The sequence below is a fragment of the Bacillus sp. ABR genome (genome assembly GCF_056172715.1).
Genome location: NZ_JAOYSL010000003.1, coordinates 341,473 through 362,536, shown reverse-complemented (window position 1 = coordinate 362,536; position 21,064 = coordinate 341,473). Strand labels below are relative to the sequence as shown.

The following is a 21,064-nucleotide window of genomic DNA, read 5'->3' as shown; positions in this document are numbered from 1 at the left end:
GGCAGTCTTATTATTATAGCATGATTTAGGACGAGTCTGAATAAACTGGCTTATAGAACACTGCATATGAGAGAGAACAAAAGAGGAGTGGACGAGGTCAAATGAATTGGCATGAACTGAACCAAACCGATTTATTAAAAACAATGAATACATCGATAGGTGACGGACTGTCAGAAAAAGATGTACAAAAGCGGCTTGAAAAACACGGGCCAAATGAATTGCAGGAAGGAAAAAAGGCGTCGGCTCTGATCATTTTTTTAGCACAGTTTAAAGATTTCATGGTGTTAATCTTGCTTGCTGCAACAATCATTTCTGCCTTTTTAGGAGAATACATTGATGCTGTTGCGATTGTGGCCATTGTTTTGATTAATGGTGTACTCGGCTTTTATCAAGAACGCCGGGCGGAAAAATCCCTTCAAGCGTTAAAGGAATTATCAACTCCGCACGTGTATGCAAGGAGAAATAATGAATGGGTCAAGATCCCGTCTAAACATCTCGTGCCAGGGGATATTGTGAAATTTTCAAGCGGAGACCGGATTGGGGCAGATATTAGATTACTAGATACAAAGAGCTTAGAAATTGAGGAGTCCGCCCTCACTGGTGAGTCTATCCCAGCAGTCAAACACGCAAGTCCACTTTCAAGCGGCCATGTTTCGCTCGGGGATTTGACGAACATGGCCTTTATGGGGACGCTTGTTACTAGAGGCAGCGGCGTAGGGGTTGTCATTGGTACAGGAATGAATACAGCGATGGGACAAATTGCTGGCATGCTGGATGCAGCAGGTAATATGGAAACGCCGCTGCAAAGGCGTCTCGAGCAGCTTGGAAAAATTCTGATTGTGGCTGCTTTATTTTTAACGGTGCTCGTTGTTGTTCTTGGTGTAGTGCAAGGACATGAATTGTATCATATGTTCCTAGCGGGTGTATCTCTTGCTGTGGCGGCGATTCCAGAAGGACTGCCGGCGATCGTCACTGTCGCCCTTTCCCTAGGGGTACAGCGGATGATCAAACAAAAATCGATTGTCAGAAAGCTCCCGGCAGTGGAAACACTCGGCTGCGCGTCAATCATTTGCTCTGATAAAACAGGAACCATGACGCAAAATAAAATGACTGTGACCCATGTGTGGGCAGAGGGAAAAACGTGGAATATTTCTGGCACAGGCTACGAGCCATCCGGTGACTTTACCTTAAACGGGGAAATCGTCCATGCCGACAAGCATCCAAGCCTGCAAAAGGTGTTATTATACGGGGCGCTTTGTAATACATCGACTATCGTTGAAAAAGACGGGGAGATGAGGCTGGATGGGGATCCGACAGAGGGAGCGCTCCTTACCGCAGCACGTAAAGCGGGTTTTACAGAGCAATTCATTGAAGCTGGATTTCATGTTATTGAGGAGTTTCCTTTTGACTCAGAAAGAAAGATGATGTCAGTCGTCGTTGAAACAAATCAAAAAGAGCGGTATGTCATTGCAAAAGGTGCGCCGGATGTACTAATGAACCGTTCAAGTCATATCATGCAAGGCGGACGCACAGCTTCTTTTTCAGCCACTCACAGGCAAGAAACAGAAGCTGCGATTCAAGGTTTAGCAAGACAGGCGCTTAGAACCATTGCCATTGCGTATAAAAAAGTCGGTCTGACAGAAAAAATCACCTCTGTACAGCAGGCTGAAGCTGATTTAACATTTATCGGATTAGAGGGCATGATCGATCCACCGCGTCCTGAAGTCAGACGAGCGATTAAAGAGTGCCGGGATGCTGGCATTAAAACGGTCATGATTACAGGGGATCACGTGGAAACGGCCAAAGCGATCGCAAAAGATTTAAGCCTTTTACCGAAGCAAGGACAGGTGCTCGACGGAAAAGCACTTGATCAAATGAGCGACAAAGAGCTTGAGCAAACGGCTGAAAATGTATATGTCTTTGCCCGGGTTTCTCCTGAGCATAAGCTGAGAATTGTCAAAGCCTATCAAAAAAATGGTCATGTTGTAGCGATGACAGGTGACGGGGTCAATGATGCGCCTGCCATTAAACAAGCAGATATCGGCATCTCCATGGGCATCACTGGTACAGACGTAGCCAAGGAAGCGTCTTCTCTTATTTTACTTGACGACAACTTTGCGACCATTAAATCCGCCATTAAAGAAGGCCGAAATATTTATGAAAACATTCGTAAGTTTGTCCGCTATTTGCTGGCATCAAATGTCGGAGAAATTTTGGTCATGCTGTTTGCGATGCTCCTCGCGCTTCCGCTTCCGCTCGTTCCTATACAAATCTTATGGGTAAACCTTGTCACAGATGGTCTACCGGCTATGGCACTTGGCATGGATAAGCCAGAAGGCGATGTCATGAAGAGAAAACCGCGGAATGTGAAAGAGGGCATTTTTGCAAGGGGGCTTGGCTGGAAGGTCATCTCAAGAGGATTCCTCATCGGGCTTGCGACCCTTTTGGCATTTATATTTGTGTATCACCGCGATACAAACAACCTGCAATATGCACAGACTGTCGCATTTAGTACGCTTGTTTTGGCGCAGCTCATTCATGTATTTGACTGCCGCAGTGAACGTTCCATTTTTGAACGTAATCCATTTGGGAACCTTTATTTGATCGGTGCGGTTTTGTCATCACTTTTACTCATGCTTGTGGTCATTTATTACCCGCCGCTTCAGCCAATTTTCAAAACGGTCGCGATTGCACCAATTGATTGGCTGCTGATCATCGGGATGTCTGCACTGCCAACTTTTTTACTGGCAGGATCACTTTTGACAAGAAAAAAATAATTCATTATGGTATAATTTTGAGGTAATAGTGTCTGCTATTACCTTTTTCATTTTATTAATATGAAAGAATTGGGTGTTTTAACATGATACGCAGTATGACGGGATTCGGCCAAGCGAGTAAAACGGATGGAGAACTGACAGTGTCAGTTGAGCTAAAATCGGTCAATCACCGTTTTAAAGAGGTTCATGCCCGTTTGCCGAGGCCGCTTTTATATTTCGAAGATACATTAAAAAAGATCATTCTTCGTCACGTGCAGCGCGGTAGAATTGAGCTGTTTGTCACGATTGAAGGCGGTAAACTAGCAAGCCGGTCCTTACAGATCGACTGGCCGCTGCTTGATGAATACATGAAAGCCGCAAAAGACCTCGAGGAACGCTATCACATTTCAGGCATTCAGCATGCACATGACTTATTGGGGCTTGAGCTTGCCGTTCAGGTGGAAGAGTCAGCCAGCCGAAATGAACAGCTAGAGCAGCTGCTGATGGAAGCTTGCGAGGATGCTGTCAAGGAGCTTTGCTTCATGAGAGAGCAAGAGGGAGCATCACTTCAAAAAGACTGTGAACTAAGGCTTTCTGAACTAGAGGCCTATACAGAAGAAATCAAAGTCTTTGCACCAGAGGTTGTGAGTCAGTACAAAGAACGATTGAATCAGCGATTGCAAGAATGGATCGGTGAGGCGCTTGACGAGAGCAGACTGACAACAGAGGCTGCCATCTTTGCTGACCGCTGCGACATTACAGAAGAGATTACGAGATTAAAAAGTCACTTTCAGCAATTTCAGCAAATCTTGCTGCAAGGCGGTGCTGCCGGCCGAAAACTTGACTTCCTTGTACAGGAGCTCAACCGTGAAGTGAACACCATTGGATCAAAAGCGAACCATCACCATTTAACAAAGCTGGTGGTTGAAATGAAAAGTGCTATTGAAAAAATAAAAGAACAAGTGCAAAATATAGAATAGTCATTGTGTATGCTGTTTACAGTGCGTCTCTTTCGGCGAGACTAGAGACGTTTATATTACAGGGGGACGAAAGAAGATGACCATAAAGTTGATCAATATCGGATTTGGAAACATCATTTCAGCGAATCGGATGATTTCGATCGTCAGTCCGGAATCAGCACCGATTAAACGAATGATACAAGACGCAAGAGATCGAGGCATGCTCATAGATGCTACATACGGAAGAAGAACCCGTGCTGTTGTCATTATGGACAGTGACCATGTCATCTTATCTGCCGTTCAGCCTGAGACTGTCGCGCAAAGACTTTCTGTAAAAGAAGAAATCATAGATGAAGGGCAGGGGTAATACGCCATTATGAAAGAAAGAGGACTATTAATCGTTCTCTCTGGACCTTCGGGAGTTGGAAAAGGAACGGTCAGACAAGCCATTTTCTCCCAGGAAGATACGAAATTTGAATACTCTATTTCTGTGACGACACGCAAACCGCGTGAAGGTGAAAGAAATGGTGTCGATTATTTCTTTAAAACCAGGGAAGAATTTGAACATATGATTGAAAACAAAAAGCTGTTAGAATGGGCAGAGTACGTCGGGAATTACTACGGCACGCCTGTTGACTATGTTGAACAGACATTAAGCGAAGGAAAAGATGTTTTCCTTGAAATTGAAGTGCAAGGTGCACTTCAAGTAAGAGAAGCATTCCCGGAAGGTCTATTTATTTTCCTTGCACCGCCTAGTCTTTCAGAACTTCAAAACCGCATCATTACACGCGGTACAGAATCTGAAGAGCTCATTCGAAACCGAATGGCCGCTGCGAAAGAAGAAATTGAAATGATGGATGCTTACGACTATGTCGTTGAAAACGATGATGTCGAGCTTGCTTGTGAAAGAATCAAAGCGATCGTCCTTGCAGAACACCTGCGCAGAGACAGAGTCGCACCAAGATATAAAAAAATGCTGGGGGTAGAATAAACCATGTTAGATCCTTCAATTGACTCATTGATGAACAAACTTGACTCAAAATATACACTTGTAACAGTGTCTGCACGCCGTGCACGTGAAATGCAGATCCACCAAGATCAGCAGATTGAAAACACAAAGTCTTACAAATTCGTAGGCAAAGCACTAGAAGAAATCGACGCTGGTCTTTTGACATTTGAAAAAGAGGATCAAGAATAACACATCGCTTCTGCTATGCAGATACGATACGTTCAAAAAAGTCAAAACTATGATTGGTTTTGACTTTTTTGAATTGTAGACGAATTTGTGAAAAAGGCCGTTAAGGGGGACAATCAAATGTTACAGTCAAAAAATATTTTGCTCGGTGTCAGCGGAGGAATCGCCGTATATAAAGCAGCAGCACTTACTAGTAAACTCGTACAAGCAGGCGCAAATGTCAGAGTGATTATGACGGAATCTGCTCGTGAGTTTGTGTCTCCGCTAACCTTCCAAGCTCTGTCTAGGCATGAGGTATATGTGGATACATTCAAAGAAAACAATCCAAGAGTCATTGCGCATATTGACGTAGCTGACTGGGCCGATCTCATTCTTGTTGCCCCTGCAACAGCACATACAATCGGTAAAATGGCCGCTGGACTTGCAGATGATATGCTGACGACGACTTTGCTTGCTTCAACAGCGCCTGTATGGATCGCTCCAGCGATGAATGTGCATATGTACGATCACCCGGCTGTGAAACGGAACATTCGCATATTATATGAAGACGGGTACCGGTTTATTGAGCCAAGTGAAGGTTATTTAGCCTGCGGATACATTGGAAAAGGGCGATTAGAAGAGCCTGAAAAAATTGTTGAACACATCCGTGCTTTTTTTGATGAGCCAAAAAGCTTACCGCTCTCAGGAAAAAAAGTCGTGGTGACAGCAGGTCCTACACGTGAAGTCATCGATCCTGTCCGATTCTTTACAAATCGTTCTAGTGGAAAAATGGGCTATGCGATCGCAGAGGCTGCTCAGCAAATGGGGGCAGATGTTACGCTGATTTCTGGACCTGTTTCTTTAACTGAACCTGACCATGTGCATGTAGTGCACGTTGAATCAGCTGAGGAGATGTATCAAGCTGCGCTAGATGTATACGGAGAAGCTGATCTTGTCATTAAATCAGCAGCTGTCGCCGATTACACCCCTGTCACGACATATGCTCATAAAATGAAAAAACAGGACGGCGCTCTGGACATTGAATTCACCCGGACAAAAGATATTTTAAAAGAGCTGGGGAAAAGAAAAGAGCATCAAGTGCTGGTCGGTTTTGCAGCTGAAACGCAGGATGTAGAATATTATGCGAAAAAGAAAATTGAATCCAAGCATCTAGATATGATTATCGCCAATAACGTTACAAAAGAGGGTGCAGGCTTTGGCACAGATACCAATGTGGCAGCGATGATCAAAGCAGATGGAACGAAAAAAGAGCTGCCGATGATGAGCAAAAAAGACCTTGCTTTTGAAATTTTAAAGGAGGCAATACAGCTGCTTCCAGAAGAGCGTGATCGAGCATGATTGCTGAAGTCATCGTAGATGTCACAACGAAAGCCATTGACCGGCCATTTGATTACCGTGTACCAGATCGATTCAAAGATCTCGTCAAAGCGGGAATGAGGGTGGTCGTTCCCTTTGGCCCGAGGAAGATTCAAGGGTTTGTGACAAAAGTCAAAGATGAAACAGACATCAAGACAGGAAACATCAAAGAGATTGTCGATTTATTTGATTTATCACCTGTTCTGACAGATGAGCTATTGGAGCTTTCCCACTGGCTGACGGAAAAAACATTGTCCTATCATATCACGGCACTTCAATCGATGCTGCCCGCAGCCATGAAGGCAAAGTATGAAAAAGAAATTCAAGTGCTTTCAGAGGAAGAACTTCCGCAGTCATTGAAAGAGCTTTTCGGTCAGCGAGAAAGCATTCTTTATGCTGACATCCCGGCTGAACAATTAAAACAAATTCAAAAGCATGTCCAAAAAGGTCATCTAGAGGTGAGATACCATGTCTCGCAAAAATCTGGAAAGAAAAAGGTCCGCATGCTCCAGGTGGCTGTATCGAAAGAAAAACTTGCAGAAAAACAGCAACAGCTAAAGAAAAATGCGGTAAAACAAAAAGCACTGATCTCCTATCTGCTTGAAGCGGGAGAGACAACCTTTTTAGCGAAAGACTTGCAGCAGCAAACAGGCGCAAGTTCTCAAACGCTTAAAACCTTTATTCAAGAAGGGCTGTTAACAGAAAGCTATGAAGAGATCTATCGAGATCCTTATCGTGACCGGGAGTTTACACCATCTGCTCCACTAGATCTCACGCCAGAGCAAAGAGAGGCGGCCAAGCATATTCATCAAGCAGTGAGTGATGATCAGCACGAAACTTTTCTTTTGCACGGAGTGACAGGAAGCGGCAAAACGGAGATTTACTTGCAGACAATCGATCATGTTCTTCAAAAAGGAAAAGAAGCGATCGTTTTAGTTCCTGAAATCTCGTTAACCCCTCAAATGGTGCAGCGATTTAAAGAACGATTTGGCTCAAATGTGGCCGTTCTTCACAGCGGCTTATCGACAGGAGAAAAATATGATGAATGGCGGAAAATCCATCGCAAGGAAGTCAAGCTTGTCGTTGGCGCAAGATCTGCTGTTTTCGCTCCATTTGAAAATCTAGGCATGATTATTATAGATGAAGAGCACGAATCCTCTTATAAACAAGAAGAAATGCCTCGTTACCATGCCAAGGATGTCGCCATTGAACGAGCAGGGCGGCATCAATGTCCAGTCGTATTAGGCAGTGCAACACCTTCACTTGAAACCTATGCACGTGCGAAAAAAGGCGTCTATACATTGCTGTCGCTCAAACATCGCGTCAACCAGCAGCAGCTGCCGCACGTTTCGTTAATTGATATGAGAGAAGAACTAAGAAATGGCAACCGCTCCATGTTTTCAGAGGAATTAATGCTCAGGTTAAAGGAAGTGCTTGAAAGAAAAGAGCAAGCCGTTTTATTTCTGAACAAAAGAGGCTATTCATCCTTTGTCATGTGCCGTGATTGTGGATATGTAGAGCAATGTCCTCATTGCGAAATTTCTCTCACCTATCACCGCTATCAAAAACGGCTGAAGTGCCATTATTGTGGTCACGAAGCACCAGTACCTGCTGAATGTCCAGAATGCCACAGTGAGCATATTCGCTATTTTGGTACGGGGACGCAGCGTGTAGAAGAAGAGCTGACAAAAGTACTGCCAGAGGCAAGAGTCATCCGAATGGATGTGGATACAACGTCTCGTAAAGGTGCTCATGAAAAGCTTCTTACCTCTTTTGGCAATAAAGAAGCGGACATTTTGCTCGGGACGCAAATGATTGCAAAGGGACTGGATTTCCCAGATGTCACACTTGTTGGTGTTCTCAGTGCGGATACATCCCTTCACATCCCTGATTTCCGTTCAAGTGAAAAAACATTTCAGCTTCTCACGCAGGTCAGCGGCAGGGCAGGGCGACATGAAAAAGCGGGCTCGGTCATTATTCAATCGTATACGCCTTCTCACTATAGTATTGAATTAACGAAGCAGCATGACTACGAAGCCTTTTATGAACAGGAGATGCTGCATCGCCGCCACCAGTCCTATCCGCCGTATTACTTTTTGGCGATGGTGACAGTGTCACACGAAGAAGTGACGAAGGCAGCACATGTGACTGATCAAATTGTCCAGTTCCTAAAAATGTATTGTGCACCGAATACTCGAATCCTTGGTCCGGCTGCATCACCAATCGCTAAGATCAAAGATAGATATCGCTATCAATGCGTGATAAAATACAAAAGGGAAAATGAACTGGCAAGTTTACTACGGAAAATACAAGACCATTATCAAAAGGAAATGGAACAAAAACAATTGATGATTTCAATAGATATGAATCCATATATGATGATGTAAAACGGAGGGCTATAAGTGGCAGTAAAACCAATAGTCATACATCCGGCAGAAGTGCTTGAACAAAAGACAGAGCGTGTCGATACGTTCGATAAAAAGCTTAAAAAACTGCTGGATGATATGTATGATACAATGCTTGAGCTGGATGGAGTTGGACTAGCAGCACCACAAATCGGTGTTTCAAAAAGAATCGCTGTTGTAGATATTGGAGAAGAATCTGGCAGAATTGATTTAGTGAACCCCGAGGTGCTTGAAGTTGAAGGAAGCCAAACAGATATTGAAGGCTGCCTGAGCTTTCCATCCTTATACGGTACTGTAGAGAGACCGAACTATGTGAAGGTAAAAGCCTTTGATAAGAAAGGCAAACCATTTACAATAGAAGCAGATGGATTTTTAGCAAGAGCTTTATTGCACGAAATTGATCATTTAGACGGCATTTTATTTACGTCAAAAATCATTGAAACCTATACAGAAAAAGAACTTGCGGAAATGGAAGGGTGAAGAAAATGGCACGTATCGTATTTATGGGAACCCCTGATTTCTCAGTACCTGTGCTGCAAACACTGATAACAGAAGGATACGAAGTGGTAGGGGTCGTCACGCAGCCAGACCGCCCGAAAGGAAGAAAGCGAGTGCTCACACCGCCTCCTGTGAAAGTGGAAGCCTTAAAACACGGCATTCCTGTGTTGCAGCCTGAAAAGGTACGCCTAGATGAAGAAATTGATAAAGTGCTTGCATTAGAGCCGGATTTAATCGTCACAGCGGCATTTGGACAAATTCTACCTAAACGGTTACTCGATGAACCTAAGTTTGGCTGTATCAATGTTCATGCCTCGCTCCTGCCAGAACTAAGAGGCGGCGCGCCGATTCATTATGCGATCCTTCAAGGCAAAAAGAAAACAGGCGTTACGATCATGTACATGGTGGAAAGGCTCGATGCAGGTGACATGATCAGTAAAGTAGAAGTGGAAATCGATGAATTAGACAATGTTGGAACACTGCATGACAAATTAAGTACAGCTGGTGCCGCACTTCTAAAAGATACGGTGCCAAATGTTCTGAGCGGGTCTATTTCTCCGATTCCGCAAAATGAAGAAGCGGCCACATACGCGCCAAATATTAAGCGGGAGCAAGAAAGATTAGACTGGACAAAAACCGGTGAAGAGCTTTACAACCAAGTTCGCGGGCTAAATCCATGGCCAGTTGCCTATACTGAATGGAACGGTGCTCATCTAAAAGTATGGGAAGCGAAAAAGGTTCCGCTGCAAGCGCAAGAAGAACCTGGGAAAGTGATTGAGCTTCAAAAAGAAGGTCCGGTCATTGGAACGGGGAATAAGCAAGGCCTCTTATTAACAGGTGTGCAGCCAGCGGGTAAGAAAAAAATGAGCGGCGAAGACTTCTTAAGAGGCGCAAATATCGAAATTGGGCAGAAATTAGGGTTAATGAATGAAGAAAAGTAATGTGAGAGAAGTAGCGCTGGACGCTTTAATCAAACTCGAACAAAACCAAGCTTACAGTAATTTGCTTTTGCAGTCAGTCATGAAAGATAAAGACTTAGCTGACCAGGACAAACCGCTGTTAACAGAGCTTGTGTATGGTACACTGCAAAATAAGCTGGCATTAGATTATATGCTTGCGCCCTTTGTGAAAAAACCGCAAAAGGTGGCTCCGTGGGTGATGCAGCTTTTACGGATGTCACTTTATCAAATGGTGTACCTTGAAAAAATCCCAGATCGTGCAGCCATTCATGAAGCTGTCGAGCTAACGAAAAAGCGCGGGCACAAAGGCATTTCTTCACTTGTGAACGGTGTTCTTCGTTCCGTACAAAGAGAAGGCGTTCCGTCATTTGATGCGATCAAAGATCCAGTAAAGCGGCTGTCCATTGAGACAAGCCACCCATTATGGCTTGTGCAGGAATGGGTTCAGGCGTACGGATTTGAAGCGGCAGAAAACATGTGCCGCATTCATTTAGTCCCGCCAAAGCAAACCCTTCGCGTCAATCGAATGAAAACTGACCGGACGGCACTGCAGCAAAAACTAATGGATGCAGGCATCGAAACGGAGCTTGGCGACTTATCTGAAGATGCACTTAAGCTCATGAAAGGGTCCATCGTCTCAACCCCTTCTTTTCAAGAAGGCTATGTTACGATACAAGATGAAAGCTCGATGCTTGTTGCAAGAGCGCTTGACCCTCAGCCGGGAGAAACGGTGCTTGACGCCTGTGCGGCTCCTGGCGGAAAATCAACACATATTGCAGAACGTATGAATGATGAGGGGAAAATTGTTTCACTCGACTTACATGAACATAAAGTGAAACTCATCAAACAAGCAGCGAAACGTCTGAACCTTACTCACATTGAGGCAAAAGCACTTGATGCAAGGAAAGCGGCAGACTATTACAGCGAAGCTTCGTTTGACCGCATTCTCATTGATGCGCCGTGTTCCGGTTTTGGCGTCATTAGACGAAAACCAGATATGAAATATACAAAGTCACAAGAAGACTCAGCAAGGCTTGCAGCTATCCAGCAGGCCATTTTAAAGGAAGCGGCCCCGCTTTTAAAACCGGGCGGAACCCTTGTATACAGTACATGTACAATGGATCCAACAGAAAATCAACAAGTGATTCATGCGTTTTTACAAGAACACCAAGACTTCGAACCCGATCTATCTCTTAATGAACGGCTGCCTGAGCAGGTTGCTCCGTTTGTTCAAAACGGAAGTGTACAAATTCTTCCTCATTATTTCGGAACAGATGGTTTCTTTATTTGCAGCATGAGAAAGAAGGGATAAAAAATGACAGAACAAAAAGTAAGAAAAGAACTGAAGACAGAAATGCCGTCGATCTACTCATTTGAGCTTCACGAAATGAAAGAATGGTTAAAAGAACAAGGCGAAAAGCCTTTCCGCGCAGCTCAAATTTTCGAGTGGCTTTATGAGAAACGTGTGACATCTTTTGATGATATGTCTAACCTTTCAAAGGATTTAAGAGAAAAATTAAAAAATCAATTTGCGATCACCACATTAAAAACCGTGATCAAACAAACGTCTCAAGACGGAACGATCAAGTTTTTATTTGAATTACATGATGGCTATACCATTGAAACAGTGTTGATGCGCCACGAATACGGAAACTCTGTCTGTGTCACAACTCAGGTTGGCTGCCGAATTGGCTGTACATTCTGTGCATCTACACTTGGCGGGTTAAAACGAAACCTTGAAGCAGGAGAAATCGTTGCTCAAGTATTGAAAGTGCAGCAGGCACTTGACGAAACAGATGAGAGAGTCAGCTCGGTTGTCATCATGGGAATTGGTGAACCGTTTGATAACTTTGACGAAATGCTCGCTTTCCTTAAAATCATCAACCATGACAACGGCTTAAATATTGGCGCGCGTCATATTACAGTGTCGACAAGCGGAATCATTCCAAAGATCTATCAATTCGCTGATGAGCAAATGCAAATCAATTTTGCTGTCTCCCTGCATGCACCAAACACAGAGATCAGAAGCCGTCTTATGCCGATCAATAAGGCATATAAGCTGCCGAAATTAATGGAAGCCATTGAATATTACATTCAAAAAACAGGCAGACGTGTCAGCTTTGAATACGGCCTGTTTGGAGGAGTAAATGATCAAGTTCATCATGCAGAAGAGCTTGCAGACTTATTAAAAGGAATCAAGTGCCACGTGAACCTCATTCCGGTGAACTATGTACCGGAAAGGGATTATGTTAGAACACCGAGAGAACAAATCTTCCTATTTGAAAAAACGCTGAAAGAACGCGGCGTAAACGTAACGATTAGACGAGAGCAAGGCCATGATATTGATGCTGCTTGCGGTCAGCTTAGAGCGAAGGAGCGTCAGGAAGAGACGAGGTGACGAATGTTGATAAGGGCAGCCTTTCAAACCGATACAGGAAAAGTCCGTCAGCATAATGAAGATGATGCAGGTATTTTTGAAGCAAAAGAAGACACTCTTCTAGCTGTTGTAGCAGATGGAATGGGAGGTCATCTTGCTGGTGATGTCGCCAGCAGGATGGCCGTCTCTTCTTTAAAAGAATACTGGGAAGAAACATCTTCAATCCCAGCAAAACCAGCAGAGCAAGAAAGCTGGTTAATCTCAAAAATTAGTGACATTAATGATCAAGTATATGAACATGCGAAAAACAATGAGGAGTGCCAAGGAATGGGGACGACCATTGTTTGTGCGCTCGTTCATTTGCAAACGGTCACAATTGCCCATATTGGAGACAGCCGCTGCTACTTGCTAAGAGAAGGAGCACTGACCCAGCTAACGGATGACCATTCACTTGTAAATGAGCTTGTGAAAACAGGTGAAATTTCTAAAGAGGATGCAGAATATCATCCAAGAAAAAATGTGCTTACAAAAGCATTAGGAACAGATAAACACGTTCAAATCGATGCACATACTTTTGAAGTGGACCCAGGAGATCAAATCCTGCTTTGCTCAGATGGTTTATCAAATAAAGTAGAAGAAGAGAATTTGATTCATATTTTAAACCAAACGACCGCACCAGATGAAAAAGTAACAGCATTAATCCAAACAGCGAATGACAACGGCGGTGAAGATAACATTACAGCAGTATTGTTAGAAATCTCCTCCCAGCCAGAGGAGGGTGACAGCAAGTGTTGATCGGAAAACGGATCAGCGGCCGTTATCAGATTCTTCGCGTCATAGGCGGAGGCGGAATGGCAAACGTTTATTTGGCGGAGGATATGATTTTAGATCGCGAAGTCGCGATTAAAATTTTGCGCTTTGATTTTGCAAGCGATGATGATTTTATTAGACGTTTCCGGCGCGAGGCGCAATCAGCCGCAAGCTTAGATCATTCAAATATTGTCAGCATCTACGATGTAGGGGAAGAAGATGACATTTATTATATTGTCATGGAATATGTCGAGGGGATGACGCTAAAAGAATACATACACGCCAATGGCCCGCTTCATCCGAAAGAAGCCGTTCGCATTATGGAGCAAGTCGTTGCCGCAATGGAAGAAGCCCATGCGAAACAGCTCGTCCACCGGGACATTAAGCCTCACAATATATTAATAGACAACATGGGGAATATTAAAGTCACTGATTTCGGGATTGCCATAGCACTGAGCTCAGCGACCATCACCCACACAAATTCGGTCCTAGGATCCGTGCACTATTTGTCTCCAGAACAAGCACGCGGAGGTCTTGCGACGAAAAAATCAGACATCTATTCACTTGGCATTGTGCTCTATGAACTCATTTCTGGACGCATGCCATTTGAAGGGGAATCAGCTGTCAGTGTTGCGCTGAAGCATTTGCAATCAGAGCCGCCATCTGTGAGAAGGTGGAATCCTTCTGTTCCACAAAGCGTGGAAAACATCATTTTAAAGGCGATGGCCAAAGATCCTTTTTATCGATATGAAGATGCATCTGAAATGCAAAAAGATTTACAAACTGCTTTCGACCCTTCAAGACTAAAAGAAAAACGCTTTGTGATCGAAGAAGATCATGAAGCAACGAAAGCGATCCCAATCATTCAAGATCATCAAGTTGATCAAGACAATGAAAAAACAGCTGTCCATCCAGTGCAAAAACTGAAGAAAAAAGAGAAACAAAAGCCGAAAAAGAAACGGAAAAAATGGCCTTGGATTGTGGCATCCATCCTATTTATTCTGACTGCTGCGACCATTTTAGCCATCACTGTGTTTCCGGGACTGCTTTTTCCAAAAGATGTGGAAGTCACTGATGTATCTGGCATGACGATTGATAAAGCCGAGGATACCTTGAAAAACGCTGGCTTTACCGTCGCCTCTGATCCAATTGAGATCGCTGATGAAAAAATTGAAAAAGGGCTTATCGTCAAAACAGACCCGAAAATCGGCACAAAGGTTAAAGAAGGAACCGAAATTCAGCTTTATCAAAGTACGGGCAAGGAAAAGACCGAATTACCTGATGTAACAGGTGAAAAGGTCGATAAAGCAAAAGAATTATTAGAGAAAAAAGGGTTTAAGCAAGTTGTTGTGGAGGAAGTAAATGATAATGACACCGAATCTGGGATTGTCATGGAACAGAAACCTTCAGCAAGTACTGAGCTTGTGGCAGCAGATGAAGAAGTGACGTTGACGGTCAGCATAGGTCCTGCCGATATTACTTTGCGGGATTTAACGACATATAGTAAACAGGCTGCATCGAATTATTTAGAGGATAATGGATTAAAGCTTGATGAAAAAGAAGCGTATTCTGATGATGTGCCAAAAGGTGAAGTGATGAAACAGGAGCCAGGAGCTGGTACTGCTGTGAAACCAGGTGATACGGTTAAGATCACCTTCTCACTCGGGCCGAAGAAAAAACCGGCTAAAACGGTGACTGAGAAGATTGCCATCCCGTATGAACCAGTAACAGAAGGGCAAGAGATGACCGTTCAGATTTCCATTGACGATGCTGAGCATAGCATTTCTGATTCATATGAAACCTTTAACATCACTGCACCAACTGAACGGACCATTAAATTTAAGATTGAACCAGGTCAAAAAGGATACTATCAAGTGACGGTTGATGATAAAGTCGTAAGCTCTAAAACGATCGAATACCCTGAAGATGAATAAAGGAGGGACTTTATGCCTGAGGGCAAAATTATTAAAGCATTAAGCGGATTTTATTATGTGCTCGATGAGTCTTTAGAAACTGGAAAAGTGATTCAGTGCAGAGCGAGAGGTATTTTTCGAAAAAACAAAATCACACCTCTTGTTGGAGATTATGTTGTGTATCAAGCAGACAACGATAAAGAAGGCTACTTATTAGAAGTAAAAGAGCGGACAAATGAACTTGTTCGTCCGCCTATTAGTAACGTCGATCAAGCGGTGCTCGTTTTCTCTGCGACAGAACCAACCTTCAGCACATCGCTTTTAGACAGATTTCTAGTGCTTGTAGAAGCAAATGATATTGAGCCGATTATCTGTATCACAAAAGTGGATTTATTGAAAACAGATGAAGAGCGTGAAAGTATTCAAGGCTATGCAGAGGACTATCGGCAAATTGGATATGATGTTCATTTAACATCCACGATCGAGGGAGACGGAATTGAAAAGCTGACCCCGCATTTTCACAATAAGATCACTGTATTTGCTGGTCAGTCTGGTGTAGGCAAGTCCTCCCTTTTAAATGCGATGAGTCCTGATCTGGCGCTGAAAACCAATGATATTTCCTCCCATCTTGGAAGAGGGAAGCATACGACTAGACATGTCGAACTCATTCGTACAGCAGAAGGGCTTATTGCAGATACACCTGGCTTTAGCTCACTTGAATTTACCGGCATCGAAGCGGAAGATTTAGGTCTTTACTTTTTAGAAATCAAAGAGCGGAGTGCAGATTGTAAGTTTAGAGGCTGCCTGCACGTGAAAGAGCCAGGCTGTGCGGTAAAAGATGCGGTCGAACAAGAGCAAATCAAAGAGTATCGCTATCAGCATTATTTAGAGTTTTTAACTGAAATCAAAGACAGAAAGCCGAGGTACTAAATCATGGTTTATATTGCCCCTTCCATTTTATCAGCAGATTTCGCCAATTTGGAGAAAGATATCCGTGATGTGGAACAAGGCGGAGCGGATTACATTCATATCGATGTGATGGACGGCCATTTTGTACCGAATATCACATTTGGGCCGAATGTTGTGGAAGCAATCAGACCGCATACAAAGCTGCCGCTTGATGTTCACTTAATGATTGAGCAGCCAGACCGGTATATTCCTGCATTCGCCAAAGCAGGTGCTGACATTATTTCTGTCCATGTTGAGGCTTGTCCGCACTTGCACCGAACGATACAGCACATAAAAGAACAAGGTGTAAAAGCAGGTGTCGTCTTGAACCCGCACACACCTGTTTCTCAGATTGAGCATGTATTAGAGGATGTAGACCTTGTCTTATTCATGACGGTGAATCCTGGTTTTGGCGGACAGGCGTTTATTCCTTCTGTCCTCACGAAGGTAAAAGAAGTGAAGTCCCTTAGTAAACAAAAGGGCTTATCAGACTTACTCATAGAAATAGACGGCGGTGTCAATGTAGAGACTGCAAAGAGCTGTAAAGAGGCGGGCGCTAATTTACTTGTGGCCGGCTCAGCGGTATACGGTAAAGACAACCGTGCAGCTGCTATTCAGGCCATTCGAGAAGCGTAAAAAAAGGAACCAAAGTCACTCTGATCTTTGGTTCTTTTTACATGGAGAGGAGCGTATATCATGCACATACATATCGTAGCCGGCGGTCCTTTTGAATACATTCCGCCCCTTGAACATGAAGCATCACAGGATGATATTCTCTGGGTTGGTGTAGACCGGGGAACGCTCTTTTTACTAGAGCATGGCATCATGCCTACCAAGGCTTTTGGTGATTTTGACAGTGTGACAGAAGAAGAGCTTTGTGAGCTGAAAAAGAAATTGCCTGCCTTGAATGTATTTCAGGCTGAAAAGGATGAAACCGATTTAGAGCTTGCGCTGAACTGGGCCATGCGCCAGCATCCAGCGCATATTTACATCTACGGTATTACAGGAGGAAGGGCTGATCATTTTCTAGGAAATATTCACCTTCTATATCAAGGCATTCAGCACAAGCAGAACATGACTCTTGTAGATAAACAAAATATCATTCAAATGTTTGGGCCTGGTACATACGAAATCAAAGAAGACCCTGATAAAAAATATGTGTCGTTTCTGCCCTTTGGTACATCGGTTGAAAAGCTGACATTAAAAGGTTTCAAATATCCTCTGAAAAATTGTCATATTGAGCCTGGTTCCACACTATGTATTAGTAACGAACTCATCCACTCAAATGGTACTTTTTCTTTTCATGAAGGCATATTAATAATGGTAAGAAGCAAAGATTGACCAACCTATCAATGTGGATGGCTGATTAAGCTCAATTGTGCTGCAAGCGGTACTTTTAGGAGGGGGACAAAATGAAATTTTATACAATCAAACTGCCTAGATTTCTTGGCGGCATTGTCCGTGCGATGCTTGGTTCATTTAAAAAAGATTAATGAGTAATCTCCTTTATTTCCACATAAAAACGCCTGCTACAGTTTATTGTAGCAGGCGTTTACTCTTGCTTATACACGCTCAACTTTACCAGATTTCAAAGCTCGAGCTGATACATATACTCTTTTAGGCTTACCGTCCACTAGAATACGAACTTTTTGAAGGTTCGCGCCCCATGTACGTTTTGTAGAGTTCATTGCGTGAGAACGGTTGTTCCCAGCTTTTGTTTTTCTGCCTGTAATAACGCATTTACGTGTCATTTGTTTCCCTCCTAACTGCGAAAACATCATCATATTCTTCATATACGTACTTAGAGATGCCTCAAGATACTTTAATAATTTACCACAGCTTCAAGGGGTTTGCAAGGATTGTTTACTCCTCTTTCAAGAAAAATACCTTGACATCTTGATAAAAAATCAAGGCTATAGTATAAGTAGGATTGGGTCGGATTGAATGATTTCTTTTAAAAAGAAGGGTCTTATAGTAAAATAGTGATAACTCAGGGCAATTTCTCAAAAAGGGGGAACCAATGTGTCCATTGAACTTAGAACGAAATACGGACAAATTGATATATCAAATGAAGTCATTGCAATGGTGGCAGGAGGCGCTGCGATCGATTGCTATGGTATTGTTGGCATGGCGTCCAAAAATCAAATCAAGGACGGTTTGACGGATATTCTCCGCAAAGAGAACTTCAGCCGGGGTGTTCTTGTGCGTCAAAAAGAAGACCGCATTCATATTGATATGTACATCATCGTCAGCTACGGTACAAAAATATCAGAAGTCGCACATAATGTTCAAACGAAAGTCAAATACACGATTCATCACACAATTGGACTTTCTGTTGACTCGGTCAACATTTATGTACAAGGAGTAAAAGTTACGAACCCGTAGTAAGGAGGAAATATATTGTCTATTAGAAATCTTGATGGCCGCTCATTTGCAAAAATGATTCTTGCAGGTGCTCACCATCTTTCTCAAAACGCACAAATTGTGGATGCGTTAAATGTTTTTCCAGTGCCAGACGGAGACACGGGGACAAATATGAATTTGTCGATGACTTCAGGGGCAAAAGCAGTTGAAGAAACAAATACCGATCATATTGGGAAGGTCGGCGTGGCTCTCTCGAAAGGGTTATTGATGGGCGCAAGAGGAAACTCAGGCGTGATCCTGTCACAGCTCTTTAGAGGTTTCAGTAAACATATTGAACAAAAAGAAACGATTGATGCAAAAGAATTTGCTCTTGCCTTACAGGCGGGTGTTGATACAGCATATAAAGCCGTGATGAAACCGATTGAAGGAACCATCTTAACGGTTGCAAAGGATGCAGCAAAGAAAGCGGTTGCTGTTTCAGCAGCAGAGGATCAAATTGACCGCGTTCTAGAGTTAACGATTGAGGAAGCAAGAGCATCACTTGATCGAACGCCAGATCTGCTTCCTGTCTTAAAAGAAGTGGGTGTTGTCGATAGTGGAGGTAAAGGACTTCTATGCGTATATGAAGGTTTCCTTGCTTCATTAAGAGGAGAAGAGCTTCCTCCTAGAGCTGCTTCTTTACCGACGCTAAAAGAACTTGTCAGTGCAGAGCATCATAAAAGTGCGCAAAGCCATATGAACACAGAAGATATCGAATTTGGCTACTGTACTGAATTTATGGTGAAATTTGAAGAAGACAAACAGTCCTTTGATGAGAATGCCTTCAGAGAAGATTTAAGTGAATTCGGAGATTCACTTCTTGTGGTGTCTGACGATACACTTGCGAAAGTTCATATTCATGCAGAGCAGCCGGGAGATGTTTTATCATATGCACAGCGCTACGGCAGCTTGATTAATATGAAAATTGAAAACATGAGAGAGCAGCATAGCTCAATCGTAAACGAAGAAAGAGAACATGCACCTGCTGCACCAAAAGCACCTGCTGCTGAAAAACAGCGCTTTGGTGTCGTCAGTGTCGCAATGGGAGAAGGAATTGCTGACTTGTTCAAAAGCATCGGAGCTTCCGTCGTCATTGAAGGCGGGCAGACGATGAATCCGAGCACAGAAGACATTGTCACAGCAATAGAAAGCGTACATGCCGAAACCGTCTTTATCTTACCTAATAATTCTAATATTGTCATGGCAGCTAAACAGGCGGCAACTGTCTCAAACCGTGAGGTCGTTGTCATTCCGACGAAGACCGTTCCTCAAGGAATGTCGGCACTTCTTTCTCTCAATGAAGCAGCTTCAAATGAAGATAACGAAAGAGCGATGCTAGAAGCGATTGACCATGTGAAAAGCGGGCAAATTACCTTTGCAGTGAGAGATACCCAAATTGATGGAATCGACATTGCGAAAGGTGACTATATGGGTCTGTTCAACGGGAAAATCACCTTAACAGCGAAAAATCAATTAGATGCAGCAAAAGAACTTCTCGCCAAAATGGTGACAGAAGATGATGAGATTGTCACCATCATTAAAGGGGAAGATGCATCATCTGATGAAATGGATGCGTTACAAGCCTTTATTGAAGAAACATTTGAAGATGTAGAAGTTGAAGTCCACGATGGAAAACAGCCGCTTTATTCATATATTTTGGCGGTTGAATAACGAAAGAAGGGCAAATAAAGCCCTTCTTCTTCTTTTGCAATTTTTTACTAGCCATTCCACGGTGAAATGAGTTGCGGGAAACGAATGAATCCATTAGTCTAAAGAAAGAACCAAACCATACGTGAGTGGTGATGAGAGGGGAAGACCTATGAAATTTAGAAGTGTGTTTGATATTATTGGACCTGTCATGATTGGGCCATCAAGTTCGCACACAGCGGGTGCGGCTCGTATCGGGAGAGTAGCTCGCAGCTTATTTGGAAGAGAGCCGAAACGAATTGTCGTTTCATTTTATGGTTCCTTTAAAGATACGTATAAAGGGCATGGTACAGATGTCGCCATTATCGGCGGTGTTCTTGACTTTGATACATTTGATGAACGAATCAAAACAGCGATCGATATTGCTAAAAGCAAAGAGATCGATATTGAATTTAAAGAAGAAGAGGCAGTGCCGGCGCATCCAAATACAGCAAAAGTAGAGATTTCAGATGCGAACGGAAGCCTTGAATTAATCGGCATTTCCATCGGCGGAGGTAAAATTGAAATCACAGAATTAAATGGCTTTGAGCTCAGGCTTTCAGGGAATCATCCTGCCATTCTTGTGGTTCATAACGATCGCTACGGGACGATTGCGGCAGTTGCCAATGTATTAGCGAAATTCGCCATTAACATCGGTCATATGGAAGTGGCGCGTAAAGATGTCGGGCAAGAGGCACTGATGACAATTGAAGTGGATCAAAATATTGACCCAGCTGTCCTATCAGAGCTTGAAACGCTGCCAAACATTATTCAAGTCACACAAATTGCAGAGTAACAA

21 protein-coding genes are annotated in these 21,064 nt (G+C 43.3%); 20 read left to right on the top strand and 1 reads right to left on the bottom strand.

Features of this window, described 5'->3' with window-relative positions; genetic code table 11:
* Positions 1–101: 101 nt before the first annotated feature.
* The 17 genes from OIT90_RS11900 to spoVM all read left to right on the top strand — a co-directional run bounded on the left by OIT90_RS11900 (position 102) and on the right by spoVM (position 17,669).
* On the top strand, positions 102–2,777 hold the full coding sequence (locus tag OIT90_RS11900; RefSeq protein WP_474892590.1) for a calcium-translocating P-type ATPase, SERCA-type: 2,676 nt from the start codon (positions 102–104) through the stop codon (positions 2,775–2,777).
* An 83-nt stretch (positions 2,778–2,860) separates the two neighbouring features.
* Entirely contained in the window at positions 2,861–3,736 is an 876-nt protein-coding gene (locus OIT90_RS11895; RefSeq protein ID WP_058837724.1) for a YicC/YloC family endoribonuclease, read from the top strand.
* Positions 3,737–3,812: 76 nt separating this feature from the next.
* Positions 3,813–4,082 carry an extracellular matrix/biofilm regulator RemA gene (remA, locus tag OIT90_RS11890; protein ID WP_008344898.1) on the top strand — a complete coding sequence of 90 codons (270 nt, stop codon included), beginning with the start codon at positions 3,813–3,815 and terminating at the stop codon, positions 4,080–4,082.
* 9 nt (positions 4,083–4,091) lie between these two features.
* Positions 4,092–4,706 carry a guanylate kinase gene (gene gmk / locus OIT90_RS11885; protein ID WP_024424214.1) on the top strand — a complete coding sequence of 205 codons (615 nt, stop codon included), beginning with the start codon at positions 4,092–4,094 and terminating at the stop codon, positions 4,704–4,706.
* A gap of 3 nt (positions 4,707–4,709) precedes the next feature.
* Positions 4,710–4,913, top strand: a complete 204-nt coding sequence (gene rpoZ / locus OIT90_RS11880) for a DNA-directed RNA polymerase subunit omega (RefSeq protein WP_003211647.1) — start codon at positions 4,710–4,712, stop codon at positions 4,911–4,913.
* 117 nt (positions 4,914–5,030) lie between these two features.
* Positions 5,031–6,248, top strand: coding sequence for a bifunctional phosphopantothenoylcysteine decarboxylase/phosphopantothenate--cysteine ligase CoaBC (gene coaBC, locus OIT90_RS11875; protein ID WP_474892589.1), 1,218 nt, complete (start codon positions 5,031–5,033; stop codon positions 6,246–6,248).
* Positions 6,245–8,653: a primosomal protein N' gene (priA, locus tag OIT90_RS11870; protein WP_474892588.1), complete on the top strand. Its 2,409-nt coding sequence runs from the start codon at positions 6,245–6,247 to the stop codon at positions 8,651–8,653. Before coaBC ends, priA begins: the two co-directional genes overlap by 4 nt.
* Before the next feature lie 15 nt (positions 8,654–8,668).
* Positions 8,669–9,151, top strand: a complete 483-nt coding sequence (def, locus tag OIT90_RS11865; RefSeq protein ID WP_039178446.1) for a peptide deformylase — start codon at positions 8,669–8,671, stop codon at positions 9,149–9,151.
* Between the two features lie 5 nt (positions 9,152–9,156).
* Positions 9,157–10,110, top strand: coding sequence for a methionyl-tRNA formyltransferase (gene fmt / locus OIT90_RS11860; RefSeq protein WP_059375060.1), 954 nt, complete (start codon positions 9,157–9,159; stop codon positions 10,108–10,110).
* The gene (rsmB, locus tag OIT90_RS11855; protein WP_039178451.1) at positions 10,097–11,440 is read left to right on the top strand and encodes a 16S rRNA (cytosine(967)-C(5))-methyltransferase RsmB; all 1,344 of its coding nucleotides are present in this window, start codon (positions 10,097–10,099) and stop codon (positions 11,438–11,440) included. The genes fmt and rsmB overlap by 14 nt, the downstream gene beginning before the upstream one ends.
* Before the next feature lie 3 nt (positions 11,441–11,443).
* Positions 11,444–12,526 carry a dual-specificity RNA methyltransferase RlmN gene (rlmN, locus tag OIT90_RS11850; protein ID WP_024424208.1) on the top strand — a complete coding sequence of 361 codons (1,083 nt, stop codon included), beginning with the start codon at positions 11,444–11,446 and terminating at the stop codon, positions 12,524–12,526.
* Positions 12,527–12,529: 3 nt separating this feature from the next.
* Positions 12,530–13,300 carry a Stp1/IreP family PP2C-type Ser/Thr phosphatase gene (locus tag OIT90_RS11845; protein ID WP_029706534.1) on the top strand — a complete coding sequence of 257 codons (771 nt, stop codon included), beginning with the start codon at positions 12,530–12,532 and terminating at the stop codon, positions 13,298–13,300.
* Complete coding sequence (pknB, locus tag OIT90_RS11840; protein WP_474892587.1) at positions 13,294–15,249, top strand: Stk1 family PASTA domain-containing Ser/Thr kinase; 1,956 nt, start codon at positions 13,294–13,296, stop codon at positions 15,247–15,249. The genes OIT90_RS11845 and pknB overlap by 7 nt, the downstream gene beginning before the upstream one ends.
* Positions 15,250–15,261: 12 nt before the next feature.
* On the top strand, positions 15,262–16,158 hold the full coding sequence (rsgA, locus tag OIT90_RS11835; protein WP_338594875.1) for a ribosome small subunit-dependent GTPase A: 897 nt from the start codon (positions 15,262–15,264) through the stop codon (positions 16,156–16,158).
* A 3-nt stretch (positions 16,159–16,161) separates the two neighbouring features.
* On the top strand, positions 16,162–16,812 hold the full coding sequence (gene rpe, locus OIT90_RS11830; RefSeq protein ID WP_058837718.1) for a ribulose-phosphate 3-epimerase: 651 nt from the start codon (positions 16,162–16,164) through the stop codon (positions 16,810–16,812).
* 60 nt (positions 16,813–16,872) lie between these two features.
* A complete protein-coding gene (locus tag OIT90_RS11825; RefSeq protein ID WP_474892586.1) occupies positions 16,873–17,517 on the top strand; it encodes a thiamine diphosphokinase in 645 nt (214 codons plus the stop codon).
* 71 nt (positions 17,518–17,588) lie between these two features.
* Entirely contained in the window at positions 17,589–17,669 is an 81-nt protein-coding gene (spoVM, locus tag OIT90_RS11820) for a stage V sporulation protein SpoVM (protein ID WP_008354550.1), read from the top strand.
* Between the two features lie 69 nt (positions 17,670–17,738).
* Here spoVM and rpmB read toward each other — a convergent pair whose 3' ends face one another.
* Positions 17,739–17,927, bottom strand: coding sequence for a 50S ribosomal protein L28 (rpmB, locus tag OIT90_RS11815; RefSeq protein WP_474892585.1), 189 nt, complete (start codon positions 17,925–17,927; stop codon positions 17,739–17,741).
* A gap of 271 nt (positions 17,928–18,198) precedes the next feature.
* Here rpmB and OIT90_RS11810 point away from each other — a divergent pair, with 271 nt between their 5' ends.
* The 3 genes from OIT90_RS11810 (at position 18,199) to sdaAB (ending at position 21,061) form a co-directional block, all read left to right on the top strand.
* Positions 18,199–18,561 (top strand): Asp23/Gls24 family envelope stress response protein, encoded by a 363-nt coding sequence (locus OIT90_RS11810; RefSeq protein WP_008344871.1) that lies wholly within the window; start codon positions 18,199–18,201, stop codon positions 18,559–18,561.
* A 15-nt stretch (positions 18,562–18,576) separates the two neighbouring features.
* Positions 18,577–20,250: a DAK2 domain-containing protein gene (locus OIT90_RS11805; protein ID WP_268474388.1), complete on the top strand. Its 1,674-nt coding sequence runs from the start codon at positions 18,577–18,579 to the stop codon at positions 20,248–20,250.
* 148 nt (positions 20,251–20,398) lie between these two features.
* Positions 20,399–21,061 (top strand): L-serine ammonia-lyase, iron-sulfur-dependent subunit beta, encoded by a 663-nt coding sequence (gene sdaAB, locus OIT90_RS11800; protein ID WP_024424201.1) that lies wholly within the window; start codon positions 20,399–20,401, stop codon positions 21,059–21,061.
* Positions 21,062–21,064 lie beyond the last annotated feature (3 nt).